This window comes from Natrinema sp. H-ect4, from assembly GCF_041894845.1.
Taxonomy (GTDB): Archaea; Halobacteriota; Halobacteria; order Halobacteriales; family Natrialbaceae; genus Natrinema.
Genome location: NZ_JBHDYC010000006.1, coordinates 67,011 through 92,369 on the forward strand (window position 1 = coordinate 67,011; position 25,359 = coordinate 92,369).

Sequence of the window (25,359 nt, forward strand, 5' to 3'; positions counted from 1 at the left end):
TAATTAACGCTTGTTTCTACCCACTACGGTAATGGTCAGTTGTGGTTTGTAATAAGGTCTTTGCAGGTGAAAACCATCCTGGGTCTCCCTCCACCCCCTTTCAGAACGCTCAGACTGGAAGTGACACTCTGTGTGTGTTTGTCTGAGTTTTGATGTGACTGCTACTTGGTACGTAGACTGTAGCGGCGGTTGTTGACTGCCCCAGATCTCTCCTGCTGTACCGCCTAAGCTCATGATCTCTACTGGAGCCGATGTGCTCCCAAGGAGCTGACCGGGCGGCGAACAAGCGACGTGCGACTCGTCACTGTGATGGAGCAAGGAGGAATTTCGACCACTCACAACGAGGGGTGTCTCGTCTCGGCTGGTGCGATGGTCTCGGAAAAATACGCCCGTGGGAACGACTTATACGGAAGTCTCCGGAATGGTAAATCATCAATGAAAGCGGATACCCTCGATCTGAAGGATATCTTTCGAAAAGACACGCGGTACGTCGTCCCTCGGTTTCAGCGCCCCTACGTATGGAAAGAGGACGAACATTGGCAGCCCCTTTGGGAGGATCTCCAGCTCGTTGTGGACGAACTGATGGATCGACAAGCAGGGGCAGATACCAGTATTGAACGCCAAGAAGCCCAACAAAACACGTCTCCACACTTCTTGGGGGCCATCGTTCTCGACCAGCAATCAACGCCAACACAAAAACTAGAGACGCGAGAGATCATCGACGGTCAACAGCGCCTCATTACGCTCCAAGTGCTCCTGTCTGCGGTACACTCCGTGGCGACTGATCTCGGTCATAAGGAGCCCGCATCCTTGGTGGAGAAACTGATGTTCAACGACAAGGATCTGACCTCCACCGAGACTGACCGGTTGAAAGTCTGGCCAATCGAAGCTGATCAGGATGCGTTCATCGACGTGATGACGTTCTCAGACCCGGAGTCGGATCATACAGAACTTGATGATGACGAAAACCTGGAAGAGTGTTTCCAGTATTTCAGTGACGAGATCAGGGAGTGGGCGGAATCAGGTGACGAGTCCACCGAAGAACATCTTGATGCGCTCGTCACGACGATGTGGCACCTTCTGCGTGTCGTCGTAATCGATCTTGAATCGAGCGACGACGCGCAAGTGATTTTCGAGACGTTGAATGCGCGTGGGACACCGTTGCTCGCCGCAGATCTGATTAAGAACTACCTCTTTCGAGAGGCGACGCTCCAACACAACGATCCCGGCGAACTGCACGACCAGTACTGGAAGCAGTTCGACGAGGACGAATGGCGGGTAGATGTCTCTCAGGGCCGCTTGGATCGTCCAAGGATAGATGTGTTCATCATGCACTGGCTCACGATGCAGATGAGCCAGCAAGTACGTGCAAAGAAGCTATTCCCAGCATTTCGGAAGTATTTGGACAGGTCTGACCAGTCCGTTGAGGAGATTGTAAAGGACATCGACTACTACGCATCCATTTACGAAACTATCTCTGAACCGGATCGGGGCTCCCGAGAAGGAATCTTCTTCCGCCGATTGGACGTGCTCGATACGACGACACCATATCCGGTTCTCCTCTGGATTTTCGGTGAAGAAAGCGTCCCAAAGCCCCAACGAGTGAAAGCCATTGAAGCTATCGAGAGTTGGTTGATGCGTCGGATGCTGTCACGATTGACCTCAAAGAACTACAATAAAATCTTCATCGAGCTTCTAGACGAACTCAAAACGAGCGACGATGGGCGTGTCGGAGATACTGTCGTCGAGTTCTTCCGCAGCAAAGAGGGCGAAAGCGATTATTGGCCCAGCGATGAGAAGTTGACTGATTCGATGGTGAATCTGGAGTACTGGGCAGTCATCAATCAACGACGGCTCAAGATGGTGTTCGCAGCTATTGAACGGGAGTTACGTGACACTGGATACAGCGAAACTCTAGAGTTTACCCAGGACTTGGAGATTGAACACATCCTCCCTCAGAAGTGGTCTGCACATTGGTCGCTCCCCGGTGAACGGCCTGCTGAAGTAGAACATATGGAGCGTGACGATGCGAAGGATAGGGTAGGGAATCTCACAATCCTCACTGATAAGCTGAATCCGTCGATATCCAATTCAGCATGGGATGATAAGCGCGATGCGATTCAAGACCACACAGTTCTACGTTTGAATAAGCACCTTGTCACAAGTTGGCCAGACGAATGGAACGAGGAAACAATAGCAGAGCGTGGGGAGTGGCTTTCGGAACGAGCGAGCGAAGTCTGGCCGGAGCCAGATGCCGATTACTGGGATAAGTAAGCCAGAAACAAATCTCTCTACCTGCCTTGTTGCTGTTTGGAGCGGTGAGAGGGTTATCACTCCATCTGATAAGGTAACCAATCCGATTTATCACCGTGTACGGTCGAGTTTCTCTGTGGAGACGCTATACGAGGATCTCGAGGAGAATACCCAACACGAAATTGATGTTCGTGTTCGTGATTGCTCTCTCGCAGAAAAGGAGAATCGCGCTTTTGAGTTGAGCTTGGAGGATTCCAATGGAACGCGATTCCCGTTCGTTGTTTGGGAGAAATCAGAGGAGGGCAGGAGCTTTGATTGGGAGATTGGTTGCTGGTATCGATTAAGCGGTGTTTCAGTAAATTCGTGGCCTTCTGGAAAAGTCCTTCACGGTACCTCTTCTCTCAAAATCGAAAAGCTTGGAACATCTCAAAGTGGAAACTCTTCGGACATACTATTTCTGACCGACAGTCACCTGGGAAAGACAACCCACAGCTATGGTGGACTGTCTTGGTCAGTAAACCCGGAAGAGGGACTCCGTGGTGCAATAGAATATGCGATTCAAAAAGACGTAGATGCAGTCGTCCATGGAGGAGACCTATTCCACAACCCAGGGAGTGGAATCGAAGAAGAGGATATTGCTGTGTGTCGTAGAATCTTGACCGAGTTAGCGGAACATGGAATTCCGTTCTACTTCATCTATGGAAACCACGAACGACAAGCTGGCCGACGGATCATGGAACGGTTTTCCGATGATGGTCTTGTTGTACATTTGGGCTCTCGTTACGAAGTAATCGGGGACGCAGTAGCATTCTACGGGGTCGATCACCAGTCTGATTGGACTGATTTCGTTCTTGACCTTGAACGTGCACCAGAGGATATAGCAACGGTGCTCTGTCTCCATCAGTCTATAGCTCCATTTACAGCAAGTGGCAGCCCCGATTGTTCACTAAACCGACTTCTGGACTCTTCCAATATTCCACTTGATCTTGTTATCACTGGCCATACTCATTCTCGTTCGGAGCATCATCATGGTGAGTCCAGGGGACTATCTGGAGGGGCAACTACACGAGTGGGTGAAACCAAAGATGACCTCCTCCCCAGCGTCGAGCTAATCAGCGTACAGGGGAAGAAAGTTTCCTCAAAAAGAGAATTCCTGTAATCTCGCCTCTTTTGAAATCCTGCTCTCCAGATATTTTTTGTGGCTCTGTTGAACCCTTGGTCGGTGATAGGTTTCAGTAGCCGTGCTGAATAGAGAGTGCGTATCTTGCAGACGGTTTTTCTGAGAAACTGGCAGTGGATCGTCACTCAGTCTCAGACCTTGGATTCTTTCAAGCTTTTATGGTGGTGTAAGTTCGTCTGCGTTGAAGGCGTCAACCAGCTGGCCGATGATGGGTGGATCTACATCAGTCAGATTAGCTACCTGGCCTTCGATGTAGGGAGGACTGCTGAGGTCTTTGAGCATGCTGAAGTTTACGAGGATGTCCAGGTGGTCGGGTACGTTGTCGTACTGGAGGCCAGAGTCAGCCGTTAGGAGAATGGGATCGGCATTAGGGTCGTCGTCTGGTATTCCGATTGCAGTGACGCCTTGGACGTAGTCTCCGATAATTTCGTCATCAACCTTCGATTCCTCGTTCTTTATCACAAGCATAGTCCGATCACCAGTCTCTTCCTTCACTTCCCGGATCTGTTTACGGAGTTTATTTGTGACGGTTGTTCTAGCGCCACTTTCCTGAGGATTCATCGAGGCTGAGTAATGCCGGGCAATTTCGTAGGAGGGCTGTGGTCTGGGGAGTGTGACTTCTACCCAGATGGTTTCTCCTCCGAAAGTAATCTTGGCGTCAGGCTTCCCTGCATTGGGGGCAGATTCTTCAATAGCTACGTCGTTAATTCCGAACTCTCTCCGGAGCGCATTGAATACCTCTATTTCAGCAATAGTGCTTTCGTACTCCACTCTCTTTAGGAGATCATCTCTGAGATCGGCATTTGGATCGCTGCTTTGGCCTTTTCCAGGCTCTATCAGTTCTAGACAGTGATCATAATAGGCGAGTTCATTGCTCTTGTCCAGTATTAGTAGCTTGGTCAGTGGATGTGTGTTCTGCTTTTGAAGATCGGAAATTGGATCGTTGTTGAAGCTTAGAAGTGACTCAAGTTGAGGGTACTGGGATAGGTTCGATTGAACTTCCTTCCAGTCAACGGTGTTCTTCGAATTCCATTCCAGATCGTTGAGTAGAATAGAGACTTTGACGATCTTGTAGTTCTTGTCTTGGTAGGCGTTGGCTGGGTCAAGGCTCTGTGTCTGTGCTATATCCTCAAGTTTGTCCATGATAGTGTCGAGTTCGTTGCTAAAGTCCTGGGCTCCGTGACCGGAACTTTCCTCTAGGAAGCATTTCAGCGTGGTTTCCATAGCTCGGAAAAAGAAGTAGTTGTAGGTATTGTACCAGTCCCGCATCTGGCTGGCCATTTCGTTTTCTTGGCCTCTGTAGAGGTGTGGAATGAGAGGCGCCAAATAGTGTGCTTTCTTGAGGTCTTGGCCCTTTATTTTCTGTTTGGTAAACTGGTTGACTGTGTTGATATCGTGGATTCCTATAGCCTCGAGTCCACGTCCGAGATCGGAGCTGGCCAGTATATTAGTCTCTTCTGAGATCAGGTAGGCGGTTTCCAGGGATTTTGCGTGTTCCTGCTGGATGCAGTCCTCGAAGATATCGGATACGTAATGGAGGCCTCCAGGTGATGGATGTCCGATATTTTGGATCAGATTCTGGATCTTGTCCAGCTTCTGGCTACAGCTGAGAGTGCTGTCCTGCTGGATTTGAAGGAAATCCCAGGCCATAGATCATCTTGATGATTGTTACTGAACTGTGAAAGTGTTTAGCGAGTAGTTCACTGGTTTCACCAAACGTCGAACTCAGGCTCTAGATCTTTCACGGATACCTTGCCAGTTGATGGATAGTTCGTAGATTTCCTTGTTGCGTCTCCGGTATGTAAGGATTGAGCCGTGTCATAGAAGGCAGGAAACGCGTCACGGAGCAGTGTTTGTCGAGTCTGAAGGTGGGATAAATATGCTCAGAATCCAAGGTAGACACATCTGTGTGTCGATATTCCCGCTATTTGTAGAAAAGACAATGTCATCGACCGCCGCTCGACCGGCTAGTCCGAAAGAGAATTCAGCGCTTCCTGCACTCGAGCATCATCTGCGTCTGCATCGAGATACCATGACATTCGTTCCGGGTCTTGATCGATGTTCGATAGTGTTTGCCGGGTGACGTTCGGGGTGCGTTGTGCAGTCTGGTTGTAGCTGTCTCCCTCGTCGATAGCTTCGAGAGCTTCGACGAGGTCAAGGAAGCCCGATTCGCCAGCCTCGTAGTCTGGGTCAAGGTTCGGCTTCAGATACCCATCGTCTCGAACGAACCCCGCGGGGACTTCTCCAAGCCACTTGCCTTCCTTGCGTGCTCGCCGGAGGCCAGACTGCGTGCGACGAATCAAGTTGCGGCGTTCTTCAGCGGCGACCTCGGCGATGATCCCGGCGACCATACGTCCAGTACCGTCGGGGCGGACTTCGCGGACACTGCCGTTGGTGATGTGAATGACCGCATTCGCGTCTTCGCAAGCGTCGAAGAACTCCTGGGCGAGAAGGCCTTTACGTGCGATTCGGCTAATCTCCCAGACAACCACGTCGGTGTAGTCGCCGTTCTCGATGTCGTCGATGAGTTGGCGGAACTCGCTGCGCTCGGAGTTAGATCCACTCCCGTGTTCGGGGTAGAGTCCGACGTCACCAATTTCGAGGTCGTGTCGATGCAGCCAGTTGCGGATGTCGTCGCGTTGGTGTTCGTCTTGTTGTTCTTCTTTCGATCTGCGGATGTAGACCGCCACTTCGTCTAGATTGCTAGTCATTTTGTAGTTGTAGCTTACATCCACCCTAGTATAAATACTACGACGGGTCGCTTACACCTTGTAAACGACCGACCGTCCGTTACCATCTCCAGCAGTCTCTACCATACACGATCCCAGACTAGAGTTTATAAGACGAAAGGAGAGACAGTTCACCGTGCAAGAAGGAGTAGAGGAACGAGAGGAACCCGACCTGGAAGCAGTATCTGAGGAAGATCTCCGGGAAAACCTCTACGATCAGTTCGACATCTCCACAAAGGGCCGAATAGGGATTCGATGGATTCTCCCTCTCCTCGAGAAGTATGTCGAAACGGAATCACGATACGACGTCGATGACCGCTCCAAAATTCTCGCCGAGATCTCCCTGTTCCAAGCATACGAACGAGAACCCAAGTTCAAAATGTTTGCTTGGGCCGCTGTACTCATCGGTGGTTTCGACCTTCTACACGCTCTCAATCCGGGAGTTTACAGCGTCTTGTTCATCGCTCTCGCAACAATCAACGGGTTTGTCTCTTCCCTCCGGTCACCAGCGATGATGGCCGCCGAGCTGGAAGAGGCGACTGACGATGATGGTATGCCAGCCAATTATCGGGCTAAAGCACTCTCCAGCGTCAACACGAACGTCACGTTAGTGCTGTTCGTTATCGCTGTCGGGATTCAGTTGCTCGTGACTGGTGATTACGTACAGGGAGAAATTGTAGCGAGGAACGTTGCTGATGGGAGAGTGAGCCCTGTTATTTCTGCGATCGTGTTGATTGCCCTCCCGATGGTCTACAATCGGATTCGCGGCGAGGATTGAATCGCTCTGATGGCGACACCTTCCGGTTGAAATCATCTCGAGAAGGAACTATACCATCTCGCGGTCGAGATGATGGATGAGGCCGGGATCGAGTAGCAGACTTACTTCTTGAAGATCAGTGTTTTCGCCAACGTTGCGACCAATATGATACCTGCAATGAATCCGGAGACAGTAACCTTGATTCCGGAGGCTGCCAGCCCTGCGGCGTATCGTCCGTATTTGTAATCGGAATGCCAGAGGTCGCTAAGCACCCCGATTCCGAATTTCGCCGCTGTTGCTAACCCATCGAAGATGAGTACGTAGAGTACGCTGTAGATTGCTGATCCTGTTCGATGGGCGATGATGTATATGAGTGATTCTCCGGTGCTGGTGTAGTCTCGGGAGACGGGTCGAGTCATTCGACTGCCGCTCCAGGGGTCTCGACACCAGCCAAGGAACGACGCGGTTCTCCGTTGGACGAGGTCGATAATGGCCCATAGCCATTCGAACATTGTACTTCTGAAGATGTATCGGCAGTAATGTAAATCTGTGTAGCACACCTTATTTGAACCTGTGACACACGCTCGAACAGATGATTACGGATATTCTCTCGATTCGGGCAAGTGTACCGCACTTTCACGTCGAATTTCCACTTTCACTCTGAATGGGGCGTGTTTAGACGCTAGTAAGAGCGTCTAAATGTCGAACTTACTAGGAAGTGAAGCGGGAAGACGGGTTTGTGCCTAGCAAACTCGCCCGCTTCACTGACCGCGTTGTCTCGCTTGCTCAAAAAGCCGTCGTCGGCGAGCCCGCTCCAGCACTCCAAGACGGTGACGGCGGCTACGCAGATTGGGTGATCATCGCCATTCACGGCCTCCGCGAGTACCTTAATCACACGTATCGGCGGCTGCTGGACGTGCTCCACGAGATGCACGGTATCGTTGCTAAACTCAACCTAGCGGTGGATGAGCTACCCGATTTCACGACCGTCTGTACGCGCAAACAAGACCTAGAAATGCGGATCTGGCGCGTCCTGCTACGGCTGTCAGCGGAATTGCACGACACCGGCGACGTACAGGCGATCGACGCAACCGGCATGGATCGCGTCGCTGCCAGCCAACACTACGCAAAACGGACGAACTACACGTTCGAGGCGGTGAAAACCACGGCGCTGATCGACTGCAAGACTGGTGCGATTCTCGATATACATTGCTCGATGAAACAACCGCACGATTCGAAGATCGGCTGGCAGATGGTGAAACGCAACCTCGACAAACTGAACATTCTTACCGCCGACAAAGGATACGACTGGTGGCTCCTTCGCCAAAGATTGCGGGCTGAAGGCGTCAAACCAGTGATTAAGCACCGTGAATTCGGCTGGAACGGTGTCGCGAACAACTTATTGCAAGATGATACGATCTACCATCAACGCTCGAACGTCGAATCGACCTTCTTCGCGCTGCGGCGCAAATACGGCGAGATCGTTCGTGCGCGAACCTGGTTCGGTCAGTTCCGCGAACTCGTGCTGAAATGCGCCGTGAGAAACATCGAACTGAGCGTCAGCCACTCACAACCGTGAATTCACGCGTCTAAACAAGGCCCTCTGAATGGGGAACTAATATACGGTCTGGTGTAGCACATTCAACACACAACGCTGTCGGAGGTGCCCAAATGCACATACCTGAAGGACAATACACTCTCAAAGAATTCTGCCGAGTGATTTTCGACTCGCCAGAGCGTGTCCTCGACGGGTACCATGGCCAACGCATCAAATCCTTCCTCTACCTCTCTGACGACGGGTGGCGAGACTATCTCGACCAACACTACGAGACCGAGGAACTCGGCGGCATTACGAAGTTCGTCGGCGAGTACCGAAACAGGAAGGGTGCGGAACAGCCAGCGAAATTCTACCTCGGGCAGTACAAGGACGACCTTCAGATGGTGTTGACTGCCGAAACAGAGGAAGCGATTCGACAGGCTCTCCGCCCGGTCTCGGAGCACAGCGATTGCTTGTCACCGATGCCAATCATGACTGAGGACTTCCAGACGATGAACGAGATCGTCCTCAGCACCTACGACGACATGCGGATTTCCGAGTTCAACTCGAAGCGCGTTCCGAGCCTTGCTGACGCTCGAACGCGACCAGACGTTGACCGGGAAATCGAATACAAAGGCGTCGATGGCCGGGAAAGACTCGATGAGTTCCGCGACGAATACGGTGTTGTCCCAACTCGCATACAGTACGAGCACGAGAACGTCTCAATCCGAATCGACACGTCCGGGAAGTTCACCCTCGAGACGGTCAACAAGGAGAGCTTCAACATCCTATTCGACCTACTGAGTGAGGTCGTGGTGAACGTTCTCGAATTGCTGGATGTGGCGAACCAGATCAAGTTCGAGAAGCGGGAGGTGGTGCCGGGAAACTTGAAAGTGCAAGTGCCGGAGGTGAGTTCTGGTGAGATAGATTTTGATCAACAAGTGTCGTTGATGCAAGCCGAGAATTTCATCAGGGGCACGAAGAACAGTGATGACCTGAACTTCAGCTTCACAGACGTCACTAAGCAGGCAGGGTCGCTCGACTTCTCCGCACAAGTCACTGACGAGAACCGAGGCTCCCTGTTCAACGTAAGTGCGACCGAGGAATCGATGCGCATCGTGCCGAAACACGACTGCTCGTTCCCGTCTCTTGTTGAGTTCTATCTGGCCGTGATACAGTTGTTGGATGGTGGCGCCGAGATGCGACTGTACGAATCCCAATCAGCAGCCTAACGCATGACGAATGTTGACCCTCCTGAATCGGTTTCTGAGGGTCAAGAAACGAAGTATCGCGGGCTTTACGGCAAATGTATCGAGCACAAGCTGGATAGCTTCCCTGAGCAATCTAAGCGCGAAGACCTGCGTGAGGAAATCGGTGTTCAGCGCCAACACCGGAAGCTAATCAGTTACTCCATATTCCCGTTTGTCCAAGAACGCCCAGCTGGCTACAAGTTCTTCACTGCGGAGCCGCTGGAAGAACTCGGCATTCCCAACTTCGATTTCCTACTGTGGAATCTGGATGGGAGCGTGATTTTCGGTGAGGCGAAGTCCTCTATCCCGGCGAGCGCCGAAACCGTGGTGAATCAGCTTGAGGAACGTAAGGAGATTGCTGAAGATCACAAGGAGTACATCGAAAAGGAGTACATAGGGGGCGAGATTGACCACATAGAGTTCGTGGTTTCGACGTACGTCAACCATGGCGACAAGATTGCGAAGGCAATTATCGAGGAAGGAGCCGAGTTCGTTACCTGGGTTGTGGATGCCTATCACGACGAGTTGTGGATTCGACAGGCTCGCCCGACGTCGTTCCCGGACAACTTGGAGGCTGACGATCCGGATGCGATGCTTCAGGAACTTGACCGGCGACATACACACGATGTGTCGGCGTTGAACGGTCAATTAGACCGGGTAACGACTAGTCTCGGGCAGGCTGATGTCTTACCAACCGCGATTATTGTAGATCAGCTACGGGTCGTGGTGCAGGCTCGTCGGGTGGAGGGGCGACATCCATGTGTTGACCGGACGGATGTCGAGACGTATGTCTCGAATAGTTCGTTGAACTACACTGAGGAACGTGTGTCGGGTATCGTTGATGACCTGATAGAGGCTGGTAAACACATCAATTTCCTGGCTGAGTGGGACGATGAGCGTGCTGATTTGAAGCTGGTGACGAACTATACGGCCAAAGACGATCTGGAACAGGTACTCGAGGACAAGTGGATTGACTGGCGAGTCGAGGGTATGAAGGATGATCTCCGTAAGGAGTGTGAGGAGCGAATTACTGCTGAGTTGGGCAGACAAAAGCAGCTCAACGAATTCGGATTGGATATTCCAGAGAACGGTTCTGAAGAAACGTCGTAGTAACTACCAGTCTGGTAGAGAACGTTGGAACACTCTAAAGGGGATACCAACCGTTATCCTCCGAGCATCAAATATGGATACGTGACTGATCCTACCCCTGAGAAAATCGCGGGATACGTTATTGACGCCCTCCGACACAGGGACGACATCGCCCATGTCTCTCGGTATGATTATGAAAACAAACGAATCGATGTTATCGTGGAACCTGACGACCTTGAACACGAAGAAGTACTCATTCCGTCTGAAGTTCTTCGCCAGTTATCTGACGCTGGATTCGAGCCAGTTAGTGCTCACTTCGGCACAGACAGTAAATACTCACCTGAAGCACGCGTGATGGGATTCGACCGTCCCTAAACTCTACTAAGCAACACCGGAGTTAGCCGTGCCACGCCGCAAAGAATTCACTTTGATGACCCTCGCATAGCCATTCGTCACCCGGGCCCCTGACTGCGTCTTCATCGCAGCCTCCCCGTTCGCATAATTGCCCTTCTGGCGGGCTGGGCGCTCCCCGGTCGCCCATCTGAATGGATTCTTCGATGATCTTCTCAACTTCCTCATCAAGATCTCGCTCATCCTTGTCGTCGAGGAGTTCATGAGCGGCTTTGTCGCTGATCTCCCCTTGTTCGTGGAGGTTGCGAATTTTGGCTTTTAGTTCGTCGAGTCTATCCATATCCGATCTACATGACTTAGGCCGTTAAATCCCGCTGGGCCGATTTGTCTACACATTCGTTAATCGAGTATGCTCTCGACCGCTTGATGCGCTTCGTAGATTGTGAACAGTTCGGGGCGAGGTTTGACCTGCTTGGACTGCTGAGAGTACTGGATAGAACCCGACTGGGAAAGGCGGGGGAGATGCTGCTGGGTGCAGGACACGTACGCAGATGTCCGATCGTCGCCCAGTGTAGCGAGGTGGTCACTAATTTCTCCGGCGTCGGTCGATGACTCTTCCATGGTTCCGAGATATTCGATGATGAGCCGCCGCCGTTCATTCGAGAGAAGAGCGTAGACGTCGCTGGGTGGAACGTGTGCTGTCGTTGAATTGGTTGTGTTCTGTTGCGATACTGTGTCTTTCAGGCGTTCAAGCAGACGCATCACTTCCCCTGAGCGCGTCTGCTCAACAGCCCGTATTAAGCGGAGACCAGGGTTTACCAACGATTTTCGGCCAGCTCATCCGCCTCGCACACTGGACATACTGGTACATCACCCACCTTGATATCTTCCTGATGTCGGGATGTTTCGCCACCAATGTGTTTCCAACCTGCACTCGTGATATGGATGAACTCGTGTGCCAATCCTGGTTGTGCAATCATGTCAAGCTGCTTTAAATTTTTAAGCGCACTGCGATGTCTCTCAGTATCGTATTCACCATCCAAGCGCTCGCCGACTAATCGTTGCAGACGGTGATAGTCAATCGGGTCATGATACGCTACAATCTCGATCATCACATGTTCTATCGACTTTTGCATCATATCGTTCGACCAACTGCGTATTGTCGGAATCGAACTCACGCACCTTGTATTTGATTTGACTAAACACCTTTTGGGAAGCCCCAAATATATCAAATATTTGTTTGAAGGAGGTCTAACTATGAGGAATCGACTCTCAGAGGCTATTCAATGCAAGATTGGGTAGAGATTGACCCATCGATACGTCTGGATCAGAGAACTGAGCGGAAAAATGAGTCACACCAACACTGGGCGATCAAAGCTGCACTGATTGACCGCTTACATTCCAACTCTGCGTATGTGGGGGAGATCGATGACGAGAGGAAGACTGAAGACTTGATTGGAGATATCAGGTGTAAACTCTCCAAATCACCTTCTAATGTCCCAGAACGATTTGTTATCGAAGTCCAGACTAACCGTTCTGATAAAGACGTGGTTGATGCTACGAGACGACATCTCCGGTTTGGCTTCGCGGTGTACTGGGTGTATCAAGTAGATGCAGCTAACAAACGCAGGGAAGCCGAGGCCGCATTATCGAAATACATGTCAGCACCACCATCCCTCGGTGTTGCTTCTCTCCCCGAAGGCGAACTCAGATTGGGTTCACCAATTACGTGGGACGAGTTTGAGATGCAATCCCCCAAGATGAGTTGTAATGAACTCTACGTCCCTACCTACGCTCGGTCAGCCCAGTGTTTTAACCACGGAATCTTCAAGATCGACGGTCAGCGATTTACCATTTACCGGTTCTTGGATAGAGAAGCACTCTACGTGAGCTGGCATGGAAGCGATGGCCAACAGACCTTGCCCCAAACGTCACCTTGGTCTTGGTCAGAGTTGAGTCAACGTCTCAAAGACGACGAACTCAGTCGCATTTCTCCGGTCGCTGGACGACCCTGACTTTGGTTCAGAAACCTGTTTTGTTCTTTGATTCTCTGCATGGTAGGGGTATTTTTGTAGGACTGAAATATTCTGGAATAGCATTTTGATGGGACTGAAACCCGACTGAAACGGCAAATAAGGGTTGAAATTTCAGCCCTTGGTTGAGAGGGACTCGAACGCCTTCTGACCAACCACTGTTGGTAGGGAAGTGTTTTACTCACCCACATATTAAAAGAAATTAATAAATAATGTCAAACCACTATTCAAATCAAGGATCGAGTAAGCCCGAAGACGCAAATCATCTCCATCATGAGATAAAAGATGAGGAGCGTTGCGAGGCCGTTTGGGATGATCTAGCTGGATTTGTCCAATACTGTGACGCTCACAATATGGACGACGCACAGACGGCTTGTGCTGTCTTTTTTGTCGAGTCGATTGCGGAGCAAATGGCACACGACAAAACCACCATTGGAGATGTAACCTTTGACCTCATCGCCGGACATCATCACCTCAATCAGTTCGTTTCACGGCGACTACTTGAACAAATGGAGGCGCTGGAGGTTATCAAGCCCCCGACGATTATGGATCGATGGACTCGAAAAACTAAACAGCAGATCGCCAGACGAACGCTCTGGGATCTTGGTAGTACATCAAAAGAGTTCCTGGATTTCACGTATATCCGTGGCTACGAGCGAGTCAAAAGGAACGCAGGGCCACATGCGCAAACGAGTGACTCCCGTGACCAACACGGCGATCCAAACGAGTCGATCGTCCATCGGTATTTCGTACGCGCTGGAGAGCTTTTCTACCGTCACGTCAGGGGGTATGAGGATGTCCGAACCTATGTTCGGCTTGGTGACTTGACTGACGTCGATAGCAGTGTGGCCAATCGACGTCTCGACATCGTTGCCTACGACACCAACGGTAGCATCACAGCTACTGCCGAAGCCGAACGACATCCAGTCGAGTCCACGGGGGTCGTCCGTGACGCAGAAGCCATGGCGCTGGTACCCGGTGATACAGACTGGATTGTCTACGCAAAACCCCAACTCAACGACCTCCTGAACACGCTTGACCAGCACCTTATCACACGACCAGACGGAATTCCGGGATGGTCGAAGCGGAGAACTGGCAAACCCGATGCCATGGATCGACTCCGCCGTGTCTGGAACCATCCGGATGGTAGTATACCGCGCTTGGAATCAGAAATCGTCACGGAGGTATACTCAATCGACAATCTCAGGGCACTCTTGAAGGAGAACGTCCCCTATATTTACGAGCCAGTCGATCCGGGCGGCATCACATGGGTTGGGGCCGATAACTGATGGTCGAAAATCCAACGACGAGTGATGCAGACGAAACACCGGGGAAATACAACAGCGATGACCCCATCACATTCAGCAATCTGCTGAATAAACAGACTGACGCAGATCGAGATCCGCTAAAATTCCAGAAGGACAGAAGCCCCAAGCATCCAGAAATTGCCGAAGCGAACGAAAAACGGCAACGAGAAGATTCGGCTAGCCCATCGCCTTCTTCTCAGGCGAACAAAGAGAATGAATTCGACCAACGGCAGAAGCAGTTGGCAGAACAGATTCTCCGCCACGATCTTCGAGGACGCGGGCCATCTGTAGAGTACGGAAGTACCACTACATCGCACTCAAACCCGAGATGGTACTCGCTGCGACGGACGTCCTACAATGGCTGTGAGTACTACTACCTGATCTGTGAACGATATGCATCGACGTTTGAAGCCGAGGCCGTCATTATTGACTTCGGCACAGAAGTCACGTTCACTCCCCTCACACCCACCCATCAAATCCTGCATGACGCAATAGAACAACAACGACGTGATGACTTTCGAGATGGCCGTAAACCTGTTCAGCGCCTTCGGTCAGAGCAACTGGATGCACTCGAGGCAGGTTATCGTGATATCGTCGAGCTTCGATTGTTCGAATCTAGGGAAGGTGCTGAGAGAAGACATCGAGAGTCTGCTCCGATTGACGTGTACAATGAGTTTGTGGCGACAAACGACAGTTTCCAGCGAGTTTGGGACGAAGTTCTTGTGCCGATGCTCCTTCCTCGACAGAGAGACGTCGTTGCTCAATCGTTCGTCAATGCACTTGCGTCTGAATCTGACGTACCGTCATGGGTCTGGCAACAGGCTTTGACGACAACACTACCAATGGTTGCGACAATCGATTTCGAATAATCACGCTCTCTATCGCCGTAGGATCGTCTTCGGGCGTGGCCAAAAATCTGGAAAAGGTTGCTTCACGACATATGCGCATAGCCACCATTTTATAGAGGTAAGGTGAATGAGACTGTTAGTGAGCAAGGTGTTCCCTTGTCTTGCAAAGGGTAGAAGAACACGGGTGTTCCCCGTGTTTTGTAGGCCCTGAGCCGGCTTCTGAGGGGAGATTCCATACACTGGTTACCGTGAGGTACACCACATAGTCTAAGTAAAGACTATATGGGGTCAGCGATATTTCTCATGGAACTGACGATGGCCAGAAAACAAATCGGTCGAAACACAGGCCGGTCGGGACGAATCAACGTCTCCGGTGCCGAATTGGATAAGCTTGATTTGGCCATCGGTGAAGACATTGAGGTCGATGTAGTGGATGCGAAAGAAGTTGCCCATGCACTCATCGACAGCAAGGACACTGAACAATTCCTTATCGTGACTCCCGCCTAATACATGCAAACGTCACTCACCTACCGTACGAACCGCGATCTGTTCTCGAACTACTACCTTGACGAGCACCTCCCAGAGACGGAGGAGTGGGACGAAGTTACTGACGACGAACTTCGTGAAGCTCGTGAAGAGATCCTGGAGCTCTGGAACCGAGAAAAATCGACAGCTCCGAAGCGCAATGAATCGCAACTCGAAGAGAAGTTCATCCGTCCGATGTTCCGGAAACTCGGGATTCCCTTCGAGGTCGAGGAGAGTACTAGCCGGACGCAGCGACGTCCGGATTACGGCTTCTTCGAGTCGGAAGATGCAGCCCGAGGTGCGTTCGAACGGCGTGAGGAGGGTGGCGATTTCTACAAAAATACGGTTGCTGTCGCTGACGCGAAGCGGTGGGGTCGGCCTCTCGACACCCGGGGTAGCGGCGAGCACGAGCGCGACTTCGAGAACCCGAGCTATCAGATTCACGTCTATCTTCAAGAGACCCCAGCACGGTGGGCCGTCCTTACGGACGGGAAGAAATGGCGACTCTACTACGGCCCGACCAGCCATCGCCTCGACTCGTACTACGAGATAGACCTACCGACGGTACTCGAAAAGGGCGATCTTGAGGACTTCAAGTACTTCTACCTCTTCTTCCGTCACGGGGCATTCCTCGAAGACGCCGGTGGAGATAGTTTCCTCGACGATGTCTACGGCGAGAGTAACGTCTTCGCCCAGGAATTGGGTGAAGACCTCCAGGACAACATCTATGAAGCGATCAAAATCCTTGCTGAAGGGTTTACCAAACACCCCGATAATGACCTCGGAGAGGACGATCTCGACCGAATACACGATAGCTCACTCATCTATCTGTACCGGCTCATATTCGTTCTCTACGCCGAGAGCGAGGGCCGAGACCTACTCGATACGAATAATGAGATCTATGAGGAATCGTATAGCCTGAACTCGCTCAAGCAGGAAATTGCAGAAGAGCTTGACAGTGCAGAGCCCAAATACCGCGGCTGGCAGGACAACTTATGGTCACGTCTCGAAGAGCTATTCAAGCTCATCGACCAGGGGAGTAAGTCACGTGGGATTCCTGAAGAAGACCTCTACATTCCAGCGTACAACGGCGGTCTATTCCGTACTGAGCCCGATGAGGACGACACCACCGAGGCCCGATTCCTCGCTAACCATGAAGTAGGTGATTCGTATCTGGCCAAGGTCATCGAACTGTTGACTCGAAGTGCCAACGGCAATGGTGGGAAAATCTTCGTTGATTACTCGTCACTTGACGTTCGTCACCTCGGGAGCATCTACGAAGGACTGCTCGAGTACAAGCTCAGTATCGCTGACGAGCCGTTAGCGCTTGATGATGGGGAGTACGTGACTGCCACCGATGGGGATGAGGTAATTGTGGAGGAAGGCGAGGTACACCTTACAACTGGCTCTGGCGAGCGAAAGGCCACGGGCTCCTACTACACTCCAGAGTATGTTGTTGAGTACATTGTCGAAAATACGTTGGAGCCTCTCGTCACGGATATCACCGAAGATCTGATGGCACAGAGTGCTCGTGGAGATCGGGGCTTTGCAGCGGAATTCGCTGAACGGGTGTTTGACCTGAAGATTCTTGATCCCGCAATGGGGAGTGGCCACTTCCTTACGAGTACAGTCGATTACCTCGCCCGTGAAATCATCGACGCACAAGAGAAACAGGCCGCACAACAGGGGATCGAGACTGTTAATCAAGAGCATGACATTAATTGGGCTCGCCGACAGGTAGCTCAACGCTGTATCTATGGCGTTGACCTGAACCCACTTGCTGTGGAACTAGCGAAGGTCTCACTCTGGCTCCGTACACTCGCCGCTGAACAGCCCCTCGCGTTTCTTGACCACCACTTGAAAACAGGGAACTCTCTCGTGGGTAGTGATATTGAGGAAATCGAGGAATTAGAATCCGAGAGTGGTGGTGACGGTCAAAACGCATCTCTTGCCGACTTTGGTGTTGCTCGGAAAGGGACGATCGAGCAGCTAATGCGAATATATCAAGATTTCATTGCTATTGAAAACCAAGAACTTGCCGATGTCAAGGAGATGGAGGCTAAGTACGACGAATTCGAACGGAACAAGCTTCGACAACGACTCGAAGCTATGGCAAATGTTCAGGTAGCGGAGAAAGTCGGCCTGGACAATATTCCATCAGATGCTCACAAACGAATGGCTACTGCATTAGAAGATGATGGTAAATGGGATGATATAGAGGAGTCACAATGGTATCAAGATGCACAATCGCGGGCAGAGGAGGGCCGCTATTTCCACTGGAGATTAGAGTACCCAGAAGTTTTCTATGATCAAGACGGGTCTGCCAAAGATGCTTCAGGATTTGATGCTGTCGTAGGGAATCCTCCTTATGTCGATTTCAAAACCCTTCCACAACATCAGAAGGACTTGATAGAACCTTTCCACTCCACTTGCAGTGGCAAATTTGACCTCTATATCCCGTTTATGGAAGATGCTGTAGACCTGTCACGGAGGATGGTTTCCTTCATTGTCCCCTCGATGTTTATGAAGAGGGACTATGGTCGGGAGTTACGGCGATACTTGGTCACGAATACTTCCTTGCGAACTCTCCTTGACTTCCAGCACCTGCAAATATTTGGCGATGCCACCAACTTCACTTGTACCGTCATATTTGACAAGGAGAAACAAAATACAGCTCATTACAAAAAGCTGGATGAAGATGAGCAACTAACAGACTTACTGGAATACTCTGAATCGGACTATTCTGAGATCGTCACCGATGTTCTAAGTGAGGAGCCATGGCAATTTCTGACTCAGAAACAAGTTCAAGCACTGGAAAAGTTGAGAGACCAAGCTTCCTCTTTAGAAGAGGTGACCACTGGAATACGGCAAGGGCTTGTGACAAGCAAAGATTCTGTATTCTTATTAAACAAAGACGAGGTGGAAGCACAGAATCTTGAAAATGATCTTTGGAAGCCGTTAGCGAGAGGAGAAGATGTTTCTCGGTGGACGATGGCTCATCCAGATACCAGAGTTTTCTACCCCTATACTGCCAATGATCAACTAATTAGCGAGAAGGAACTGGAGAAGAAGTATCCAAACACACACGATTACTTGCTAGAACGACGAGAGGATTTGAAGGGGCGATCGTACTATGAAAAAGTGAACAAAGAGTGGTATGAGCTGTGGCGGCCACGTGAGAATAGCGTCTTTAGTGACGAAAAGATCCTGGTGCAGGAGATATCAAATAGGAATATTTTCTGTCTTGATTCAGAGGGCTACTATTTCAACACAAAAGCATTCGGGATACACCCCGATGATATCAATATAAAGTATCTTCTCGGCCTTCTGAATTCAAACTTGATTGAGTTTGACTTGAAGACAAGGTCTGTTCCAAAAAGAGGGGGCTATTACGAGTACAATACCCAATTCTTGGAAAAGTTGTCAATAATGGAAAATCCGAGTCAACAAGTCAAGCAACAGATTATCGACGAGGTAGAGACTGCCATAGATGCGAGCGGCAGTCATAGACATCTCAACCTCAACCTCTTTGATTATATCGGAACCTCAGGGGAAGACTTTGACGGGGAGACATTAGCCAAAATATATTCACCACCGGAAGGCCTCGGCTCCTCAAAGCTAACCGAAGATGAATCCACACAAGATGGCTTACGCATAGAGACCGCGGACATAGTCGAGAAGCCTGGAAAACTGCAACTTCGAGTTACGGTTAGGTACAAGCCAGACGACCCAGATCAGCATGATACTGATAGATGGGGTTACACTGAAAGTGAGCCAATACCTGCCATGAACTTTATTGGGCTCTCGCCAGAAGAAGAGGTTCTAATCACAGAGTTTGTGCCGTACGCAATCGAACAAGCAGAGGGATTCGCAGGCTTCAGAAGAGAGGCCACTCAAACAAAATCCCTTATTGAACGTCTTGAACAGCTTACTCTCCCATCAACTGACAGAACAGCAGCTGACTTACAACGTTATCTCGACGTCAAAGAGCAAGCATCTGAGCTTAAAGAGGAAACAAAAGAGGCTGAGAACACAATTAACGATCTTGTCTATGAACTCTATGACATATCTGACGATGAAAGGCAAACAATCGAATCTTGGCTTTTGAATGACTGATTTCGAGGTCGGCGACCACATCAAATTCGCGGGTGGACAGGGAGAAGTGACGAAGCTCGAACAGCGTCCAAATGGAGGGCAACTACTCCATATTTACACATCAGAGGGGCAACTACGCAAACTTCCGAGTGGATTGCCCCATATCGAGAAGATCGACTCGATCATAGATCGTCTCGCGGCAAAACAAATCAACGATCCCATCCAATACGACCTTCGAGAACGAGCGACTCGCCTTGACCTTGCGTATCGATACGATCGCTTCCTGTCGCTGACGAACAATCGCATCGAGATAGAGCCCTACCAAGTGCAGGCCGCCTACGAGATACTGAATTCGTACGATCATCGCTACCTCGTCGGTGACGAAGTCGGTCTCGGGAAAACCATTGAAGCTGGAATCGTTATTGAAGAACTCATCGCCCGGGAACGAGCTGAACGTGTCCTCATCGTCGCTCCCGCACCACTGACCGTTCAGTGGCAAGAGGAGATGCGAGAGAAGTTCGACCGGAATTTCGTCGTCTACGATCGAGAGACTGTCCGAACGCATCGCCAGTCCCATCCTAACCAGAACGTGTGGCTTCAAGAAGACCGCATCATCACCTCGATTGACTTCGCCAAACAGGACGATATGCTCGAGGCGCTCAGCAACCTCGATGTCCCTTGGGACGTAGCGGTGTTCGACGAGGCCCATCATCTGACTGCTCGCCGGGGAAGCGACGATTCTATCGAGCGTACCCAGCGGTATAGGGTAGGTGAGGCAGTCGCTGACAATTCTGACTCTCTCTTGCTGCTCACTGGGACACCACACAAGGGGAAATCCGATCAGTTCTACTTCCTCGTTAGTTTGCTCGACCCCTATCGCTTCAGCCATGAATCGCAGATCAATCCCGAGTCGCTGGAAGATCTGATGATACGCCGGCTGAAGGAAGACATGTACGAGGCCGACGGGACGCGTATGTTCCCCGAGAAGAACATCGAGGCGCTTCCCGTCGAGATGACACGGGAAGAGCGGAAGTTGTACGATGACGTCACCGAGTACATTCGTGAGTACTACAACCTCGCCCAGCAGGAGGAAAACCAGGCTGCTGGCTTCACCATGGTCGTCTATCAGAAGCGGCTGGTGTCGAGCATCTATGCCATCCGTAAATCGCTTGAGAACCGAATGCGGGCGATTCAGAACGATGCAGTAGCGGAGGAACTACCTGATGACGTTCAGGAACTCATCCCGCGTTACAGCACGGAGCCCGACACGCTCACTGATGCCGAGCGTACCAAAGTCGAAGAAGCCCTTGAGACGGTTACAATCACGCTCAATCAGACACAGATCGATCAGGAGCTCGACCGAGTCAAGCAATTATGGCAGCAGGCTAAGAGCATCAAGACGGACTCGAAGGCCCGCCTTCTTCGGGAGTTCGTTGATCGTATTCTGAAGGAAGACCCAGACGAGAAGATACTGATCTTCACCGAGTATACGGATACGCTCGAATACCTCCGGGACGAGGTATTCGCTGACCACGATATCGCACAGGTCTATGGTGACCTCAACCAAGACCGGCGCCGTCAGGAGATGCAGAAATTCGAAGAAGAAGCGAATCTGATGCTTGCTACTGACGCCGCACAGGAGGGTCTCAACCTTCAATTCGCCCATATAATGGTAAACTTCGACTTGCCATGGAATCCGATTCGCATCGACCAGCGCATGGGCCGACTCCACAGGTATGGGCAAGACCGAACTGTCGAGATCCGAAACCTGTTCTTCAAAGATACGCGCGAAAGCGAGATACTCAACCTTCTCATCGAGAAGACGAACCAGATTGAATCCGACCTCGGAATGCGGTCTGATGTTCTCGGACAAGTCCTTGACGACCTCGACCTTGACCAGACCATAATGTCGGCGCTTGCAGAGGGCCGACCCACAGACGAGGTTGTCGCCGATATTGAAGCAACAATGGAGGAGCGCAAGGACGCCCTCCAGACTGTTGAAAACGATTTCCTCATCCGAGACCGGTTCGACCTCACCGACGAAGACCAAGAGATCCTGGAGGTCATCGAACGTAGTCAGCACGGCGAAGTGAGTGAAGCAGACATCGAAACTATCGTACGCGTCTTCTTCGAGGAGTTTGGCGGATCTATCAAAGGAGTACGACCTGGCCCTGCGAAAACAGGAGGCGACGTATTCCAGTTGGATGTTCCCGACGTCCTCGTAGGGGGACTCGTAGAGAGTCGATATCCTCGCGCCACCTTCACAAAAGACGTTGCCATCGAGGAGGAGGATGTGGAATTCATTGCGTTAGATCATCCGTTGACTCAATCACTCATCGGGTTCTGTCTCGACTCGAATCGGGTGCAGGGTCAAGTCGCTGTGAAAACGACAACGGACAACTCGTTGGCTCCAGGAATCCTGTTCAATTACCGACTTGGGTACGTTTCAGGTGCTGGTGAGGCTGTAACTGAGAAGTTCGTTCCCCTCTATGTGACCCAGGAAGGCGAGTTAGTGAACGAACCACCGGAGTTTGTTGATACCATCCCGCCATCAGAGATCTCGTCGATTTCTGGTCTTGACCGTATCGCCTCGAAGGCCAACGAACTGCATGAACAAGCAGAGATGGCCGCGTGGGATCGAGTCGAATCCTTCGCCGAGGAGGCCCGTGCCGAACGTGAACGGGAAGTCGAAATCAAGCGAGAACATGCAGAGCGCTATTTCCAAGAACAAATAAGCGAGTGGGAAGAGCGTTTGGAGACATACAAGCGACGTTCTGAGGAAGGTAAGGACATGAGCGCTCCCATCGGAAACGCTGAACGCCAGCTAGAAAACCTACGCAGAGAACGTGACGAAGAGCTCTCCCATCTCGAAGAAGAGAAGCACGTCACGCCGGAAGAGCCTGACCTCGTCTCGGCGGCATTCGTAGTTTCAAACAGTGAGGATATCTGATGGTAACTATTGTGAACGCCGTTGGTTCGGGCGATCTGGGCGTCGAGCTTGACCTTCAGACTCTTGGTGATGATCTGAGTGTTCCCTTTACCGAATACGACCCCTCGAACTATCACGGGCTCTACGTTCGGCTTGTGGAAGGTGGGCCTCTAATTACGGTGTACCGGAGCGGAAAATACATTATTAGTGGTTGTTCCAGCTTCCAAGAGTTGGAAACTACAAACGAGGAGTTCATCAGCCAGTTAGCAGACCTCGGAATTTGCGATCAGTCTCTTGACCCAGGGTTCACCGTCCAGAACGTCGTCTGCACTGAAGAACTCGATTCAACGGTGGATCTTAACACGCTATCAATTGGCCTTGGATTGGAAGCGGTCGAGTACGAACCAGAGCAGTTTCCGGGGCTTGTATACCGTCCACCCGAGATTGGAGCGGTCATACTGGTGTTTGCAAACGGGAAAGTTGTGATTACGGGTGCAGCAGATGTTGCAACGGCAGAGGAAGCATTCTCTCAGTTACAAACCCGCATTCAGAATCTGATAGAGACCTGACGTGGAGAACAGCGTTATTGCAGCTCTATGGGTTTCATGACCACAATACACGGAATGGAGGAAACGAATTCATGAATCGATTCGATGTGGGAGATACTGTTCGGATAGATATCCCAGATACGAGCGATCCTGACTACGAAAAGTGGCATGGCAGTGAGGGCACAATTATTGAGGTAACGGAGGACGCAGCTGGAACCGAAACGGGTGATCCACGCGATAGCATCAGCTATCTCGTTGAAACCGAGTGTGGCGAGCGCATGCACTTCCGTTGGCGAGATCTTCGACCGCTACAAAACGACTAATCCTTGGGAGAGCCGGCTTGGACGACTATCTACCCCATCAACAGCGGATTCAGTGCTTTGGTTCAGCCAATATACACCCTTGACAAGCTTCGTGATGGGTTCTGGGTCGAGATCACGCTTTGTGCCCTAACCTGAGCATCGAGGAGATTCTGATACATGATCCAGTTTTGGACGTCAGCATCAGCGTTCTCGGCTAGCGAAGACATACCATCTTGGGGCCATTGACCTGGGTGAGTGGCCTCATAGTGGTATTTTTCTTTCTCTACAAGCAACCCCGACTTTTCAAGATTGCCCCTGTGCCGCTCATATGACGTCTGGGAGAGATCAGCTGCTTCAAGGATCTCAGAACGTTTCAGTGGAGTGTCGGATTCGAATAGTACACGCATGAACTCCCGTGCTGTCGGTGGTAACCAAGGATAAATCTTTTTTGAATCTACAGCACCCAATCCTCGTAGCAAGGCCGGCATCGTAAAGGAATCATCTGTGGATGCGAGACGATCTGTGGCTATCAGTGCTTCAGCAATGTCGAATGGAGAACACGTTAAGGACTTATGCGGAATATTACCGAACACGAGTAAATAGAACCTCGTAACCGTCGGCACATCGAGGTTGTCACTAATAGGTCGCCCTAGCCGTTCAAGCATAGTCTGGACGGTTTGTTGAAGATTCGAATATGTGTTCGCTGTAGTAACCTCGATAGGGATACGGATGCCCTCCTCGGTACCATTAGCAACCTGTTCTCGAATAGAAACCGAGTCGAAGGCCTCAACGATGTCATCGCGGAAGCTCGTGACATCTGGCCCAACAACGACCCAATCAGCGGTGAGGTCAGCATCACGGTCAGTATCGTCAATATCAACCGGCAGCCGATACCCCAGTTTGTCCCCGTCCTCCTCCAGAAGCATCCTGGAGGCTGAGTTCCCCCGATAAGCGGCATTTTTTGGTACGGTGTTTTTCACAAAGGTGATGAACCGATTGTACCTAGAGTCATCTCGCGTTAGCTGGTCGGTATCAGGCAGACGAATATGGATGGTGAGATCAACGCCTGCTGCGTCGTAGAGATTGGTGGCTGTTGCGAGAAGGCCGTGAGCCTCGCAACATAGACGTGACCAAATCTCGGGGCTCTGATTCCGCGTTCCGAGCCGGTAGAGCAAGGAAGTACCTACGGACTCGTACCGTGCCCGAAGATCGTCGTAATTCTGCTCGGTGTCGGACAGCCAGCCGAGTTGACGCCCAAGACGGAGGGTGTCGAAGGCTGTTGTTCCTGAGAGTAGTGGGTCTACTCGTGACGTCGTAAGAATCCGATCGAACGCACGCTCGCTTAGTAAGGCAACACCAAGACGCACAAGGGTAGGTATAGGGCCACCCCACTGAACAGCCACGTGGACTTCATCCCCCGAGTGTCCAATGTGGGTGACTCGCCCATCATCAAATTCCGATATCCGGTCATTGACGAGAGTCACACCCCGTGCGCACTTGCCCCCAGCAAGTCGATCTACGAGCTCTTGCTCAGTAAGCCAACAACTGGCCGGCGGTAGCTTGCGGGTGCTGGGCTGTCCGAAACCTCCAGCACTGGCCCCGAGACAAGCTTCGAGGGGTTGGCCC

General features: G+C 51.2%; 20 protein-coding genes. 14 read left to right on the forward strand and 6 right to left on the reverse strand.

Annotation, left to right across the window (positions count from 1 at the left end):
* Positions 1 to 435: 435 nt before the first annotated feature.
* The gene (locus tag ACEWFR_RS09605) at positions 436 to 2,274 is read left to right on the forward strand and encodes a DUF262 domain-containing protein (protein ID WP_374060813.1); all 1,839 of its coding nucleotides are present in this window, start codon (positions 436 to 438) and stop codon (positions 2,272 to 2,274) included.
* Between the two features lie 115 nt (positions 2,275 to 2,389).
* The gene (locus tag ACEWFR_RS09610; RefSeq protein WP_374060814.1) at positions 2,390 to 3,412 is read left to right on the forward strand and encodes an exonuclease SbcCD subunit D; all 1,023 of its coding nucleotides are present in this window, start codon (positions 2,390 to 2,392) and stop codon (positions 3,410 to 3,412) included.
* Positions 3,413 to 3,589: 177 nt separating this feature from the next.
* On the opposite strand, the gene ACEWFR_RS09615 is transcribed toward ACEWFR_RS09610, so the two are convergent.
* Positions 3,590 to 5,083 (reverse strand): hypothetical protein, encoded by a 1,494-nt coding sequence (locus ACEWFR_RS09615; protein ID WP_374060815.1) that lies wholly within the window; start codon positions 5,081 to 5,083, stop codon positions 3,590 to 3,592.
* Positions 5,084 to 5,400: 317 nt separating this feature from the next.
* Entirely contained in the window at positions 5,401 to 6,144 is a 744-nt protein-coding gene (locus tag ACEWFR_RS09620; RefSeq protein ID WP_374060816.1) for a recombinase family protein, read from the reverse strand.
* A 154-nt stretch (positions 6,145 to 6,298) separates the two neighbouring features.
* Here ACEWFR_RS09620 and ACEWFR_RS09625 point away from each other — a divergent pair, with 154 nt between their 5' ends.
* Positions 6,299 to 6,940 (forward strand): hypothetical protein, encoded by a 642-nt coding sequence (locus tag ACEWFR_RS09625; protein WP_374060817.1) that lies wholly within the window; start codon positions 6,299 to 6,301, stop codon positions 6,938 to 6,940.
* Positions 6,941 to 7,041: 101 nt separating this feature from the next.
* On the opposite strand, the gene ACEWFR_RS09630 is transcribed toward ACEWFR_RS09625, so the two are convergent.
* Entirely contained in the window at positions 7,042 to 7,338 is a 297-nt protein-coding gene (locus tag ACEWFR_RS09630) for a hypothetical protein (RefSeq protein WP_374060818.1), read from the reverse strand.
* Between the two features lie 299 nt (positions 7,339 to 7,637).
* Here ACEWFR_RS09630 and ACEWFR_RS09635 point away from each other — a divergent pair, with 299 nt between their 5' ends.
* The 4 genes from ACEWFR_RS09635 to ACEWFR_RS09650 all read left to right on the forward strand — a co-directional run bounded on the left by ACEWFR_RS09635 (position 7,638) and on the right by ACEWFR_RS09650 (position 11,170).
* A complete protein-coding gene (locus tag ACEWFR_RS09635) occupies positions 7,638 to 8,498 on the forward strand; it encodes an IS5 family transposase (RefSeq protein ID WP_374060819.1) in 861 nt (286 codons plus the stop codon).
* A 92-nt stretch (positions 8,499 to 8,590) separates the two neighbouring features.
* Complete coding sequence (locus ACEWFR_RS09640) at positions 8,591 to 9,688, forward strand: hypothetical protein (protein ID WP_374060820.1); 1,098 nt, start codon at positions 8,591 to 8,593, stop codon at positions 9,686 to 9,688.
* A gap of 3 nt (positions 9,689 to 9,691) precedes the next feature.
* Complete coding sequence (locus tag ACEWFR_RS09645) at positions 9,692 to 10,816, forward strand: hypothetical protein (protein ID WP_374060821.1); 1,125 nt, start codon at positions 9,692 to 9,694, stop codon at positions 10,814 to 10,816.
* Positions 10,817 to 10,897: 81 nt separating this feature from the next.
* The gene (locus ACEWFR_RS09650; protein ID WP_374060822.1) at positions 10,898 to 11,170 is read left to right on the forward strand and encodes a hypothetical protein; all 273 of its coding nucleotides are present in this window, start codon (positions 10,898 to 10,900) and stop codon (positions 11,168 to 11,170) included.
* Between the two features lie 22 nt (positions 11,171 to 11,192).
* Here the strand turns inward: ACEWFR_RS09650 and ACEWFR_RS09655 are convergent, their stop codons facing one another.
* Together ACEWFR_RS09655 and ACEWFR_RS09660 are read right to left on the reverse strand one after the other, a co-directional pair.
* Entirely contained in the window at positions 11,193 to 11,486 is a 294-nt protein-coding gene (locus ACEWFR_RS09655; protein WP_374060823.1) for a hypothetical protein, read from the reverse strand.
* A 475-nt stretch (positions 11,487 to 11,961) separates the two neighbouring features.
* A complete protein-coding gene (locus tag ACEWFR_RS09660; RefSeq protein ID WP_374060824.1) occupies positions 11,962 to 12,285 on the reverse strand; it encodes a hypothetical protein in 324 nt (107 codons plus the stop codon).
* A 276-nt stretch (positions 12,286 to 12,561) separates the two neighbouring features.
* Between ACEWFR_RS09660 and ACEWFR_RS09665 the strand changes: the two genes are divergently transcribed.
* The 7 genes from ACEWFR_RS09665 (at position 12,562) to ACEWFR_RS09695 (ending at position 23,452) form a co-directional block, all read left to right on the forward strand.
* Positions 12,562 to 13,161, forward strand: coding sequence for a hypothetical protein (locus tag ACEWFR_RS09665; RefSeq protein ID WP_374060825.1), 600 nt, complete (start codon positions 12,562 to 12,564; stop codon positions 13,159 to 13,161).
* Positions 13,162 to 13,532: 371 nt separating this feature from the next.
* The gene (locus ACEWFR_RS09670; RefSeq protein ID WP_374060826.1) at positions 13,533 to 14,468 is read left to right on the forward strand and encodes a hypothetical protein; all 936 of its coding nucleotides are present in this window, start codon (positions 13,533 to 13,535) and stop codon (positions 14,466 to 14,468) included.
* Positions 14,468 to 15,355: a hypothetical protein gene (locus ACEWFR_RS09675; RefSeq protein ID WP_374060827.1), complete on the forward strand. Its 888-nt coding sequence runs from the start codon at positions 14,468 to 14,470 to the stop codon at positions 15,353 to 15,355. The genes ACEWFR_RS09670 and ACEWFR_RS09675 overlap by 1 nt, the downstream gene beginning before the upstream one ends.
* Before the next feature lie 282 nt (positions 15,356 to 15,637).
* Complete coding sequence (locus tag ACEWFR_RS09680; protein WP_374060828.1) at positions 15,638 to 15,841, forward strand: hypothetical protein; 204 nt, start codon at positions 15,638 to 15,640, stop codon at positions 15,839 to 15,841.
* 3 nt (positions 15,842 to 15,844) lie between these two features.
* Entirely contained in the window at positions 15,845 to 19,975 is a 4,131-nt protein-coding gene (locus ACEWFR_RS09685; RefSeq protein WP_374060829.1) for an Eco57I restriction-modification methylase domain-containing protein, read from the forward strand.
* The gene (locus tag ACEWFR_RS09690) at positions 19,968 to 22,904 is read left to right on the forward strand and encodes a DEAD/DEAH box helicase (protein WP_374060830.1); all 2,937 of its coding nucleotides are present in this window, start codon (positions 19,968 to 19,970) and stop codon (positions 22,902 to 22,904) included. Before ACEWFR_RS09685 ends, ACEWFR_RS09690 begins: the two co-directional genes overlap by 8 nt.
* Positions 22,904 to 23,452 carry a TATA-box-binding protein gene (locus ACEWFR_RS09695; protein ID WP_374060831.1) on the forward strand — a complete coding sequence of 183 codons (549 nt, stop codon included), beginning with the start codon at positions 22,904 to 22,906 and terminating at the stop codon, positions 23,450 to 23,452. The genes ACEWFR_RS09690 and ACEWFR_RS09695 overlap by 1 nt, the downstream gene beginning before the upstream one ends.
* A gap of 364 nt (positions 23,453 to 23,816) precedes the next feature.
* Here ACEWFR_RS09695 and ACEWFR_RS09700 read toward each other — a convergent pair whose 3' ends face one another.
* Positions 23,817 to 25,217, reverse strand: a complete 1,401-nt coding sequence (locus ACEWFR_RS09700; RefSeq protein ID WP_374060832.1) for a hypothetical protein — start codon at positions 25,215 to 25,217, stop codon at positions 23,817 to 23,819.
* Positions 25,218 to 25,359: the final 142 nt, after the last annotated feature.

Coding starts and splice junctions, on each gene's coding strand:
- ACEWFR_RS09605 (WP_374060813.1), top strand. CDS start 436: ATGAAAGCGGATACCCTCGATCTGAAGGATATCTTTCGAAAAGACACG.
- ACEWFR_RS09615 (WP_374060815.1), bottom strand. CDS start 5,083: ATGGCCTGGGATTTCCTTCAAATCCAGCAGGACAGCACTCTCAGCTGT.
- ACEWFR_RS09620 (WP_374060816.1), bottom strand. CDS start 6,144: ATGACTAGCAATCTAGACGAAGTGGCGGTCTACATCCGCAGATCGAAA.
- ACEWFR_RS09630 (WP_374060818.1), bottom strand. CDS start 7,338: ATGACTCGACCCGTCTCCCGAGACTACACCAGCACCGGAGAATCACTC.
- ACEWFR_RS09640 (WP_374060820.1), top strand. CDS start 8,591: ATGCACATACCTGAAGGACAATACACTCTCAAAGAATTCTGCCGAGTG.
- ACEWFR_RS09645 (WP_374060821.1), top strand. CDS start 9,692: ATGACGAATGTTGACCCTCCTGAATCGGTTTCTGAGGGTCAAGAAACG.
- ACEWFR_RS09655 (WP_374060823.1), bottom strand. CDS start 11,486: ATGGATAGACTCGACGAACTAAAAGCCAAAATTCGCAACCTCCACGAA.
- ACEWFR_RS09660 (WP_374060824.1), bottom strand. CDS start 12,285: ATGATGCAAAAGTCGATAGAACATGTGATGATCGAGATTGTAGCGTAT.
- ACEWFR_RS09670 (WP_374060826.1), top strand. CDS start 13,533: ATGGACGACGCACAGACGGCTTGTGCTGTCTTTTTTGTCGAGTCGATT.
- ACEWFR_RS09675 (WP_374060827.1), top strand. CDS start 14,468: ATGGTCGAAAATCCAACGACGAGTGATGCAGACGAAACACCGGGGAAA.
- ACEWFR_RS09680 (WP_374060828.1), top strand. CDS start 15,638: ATGGAACTGACGATGGCCAGAAAACAAATCGGTCGAAACACAGGCCGG.
- ACEWFR_RS09685 (WP_374060829.1), top strand. CDS start 15,845: ATGCAAACGTCACTCACCTACCGTACGAACCGCGATCTGTTCTCGAAC.
- ACEWFR_RS09690 (WP_374060830.1), top strand. CDS start 19,968: ATGACTGATTTCGAGGTCGGCGACCACATCAAATTCGCGGGTGGACAG.
- ACEWFR_RS09695 (WP_374060831.1), top strand. CDS start 22,904: ATGGTAACTATTGTGAACGCCGTTGGTTCGGGCGATCTGGGCGTCGAG.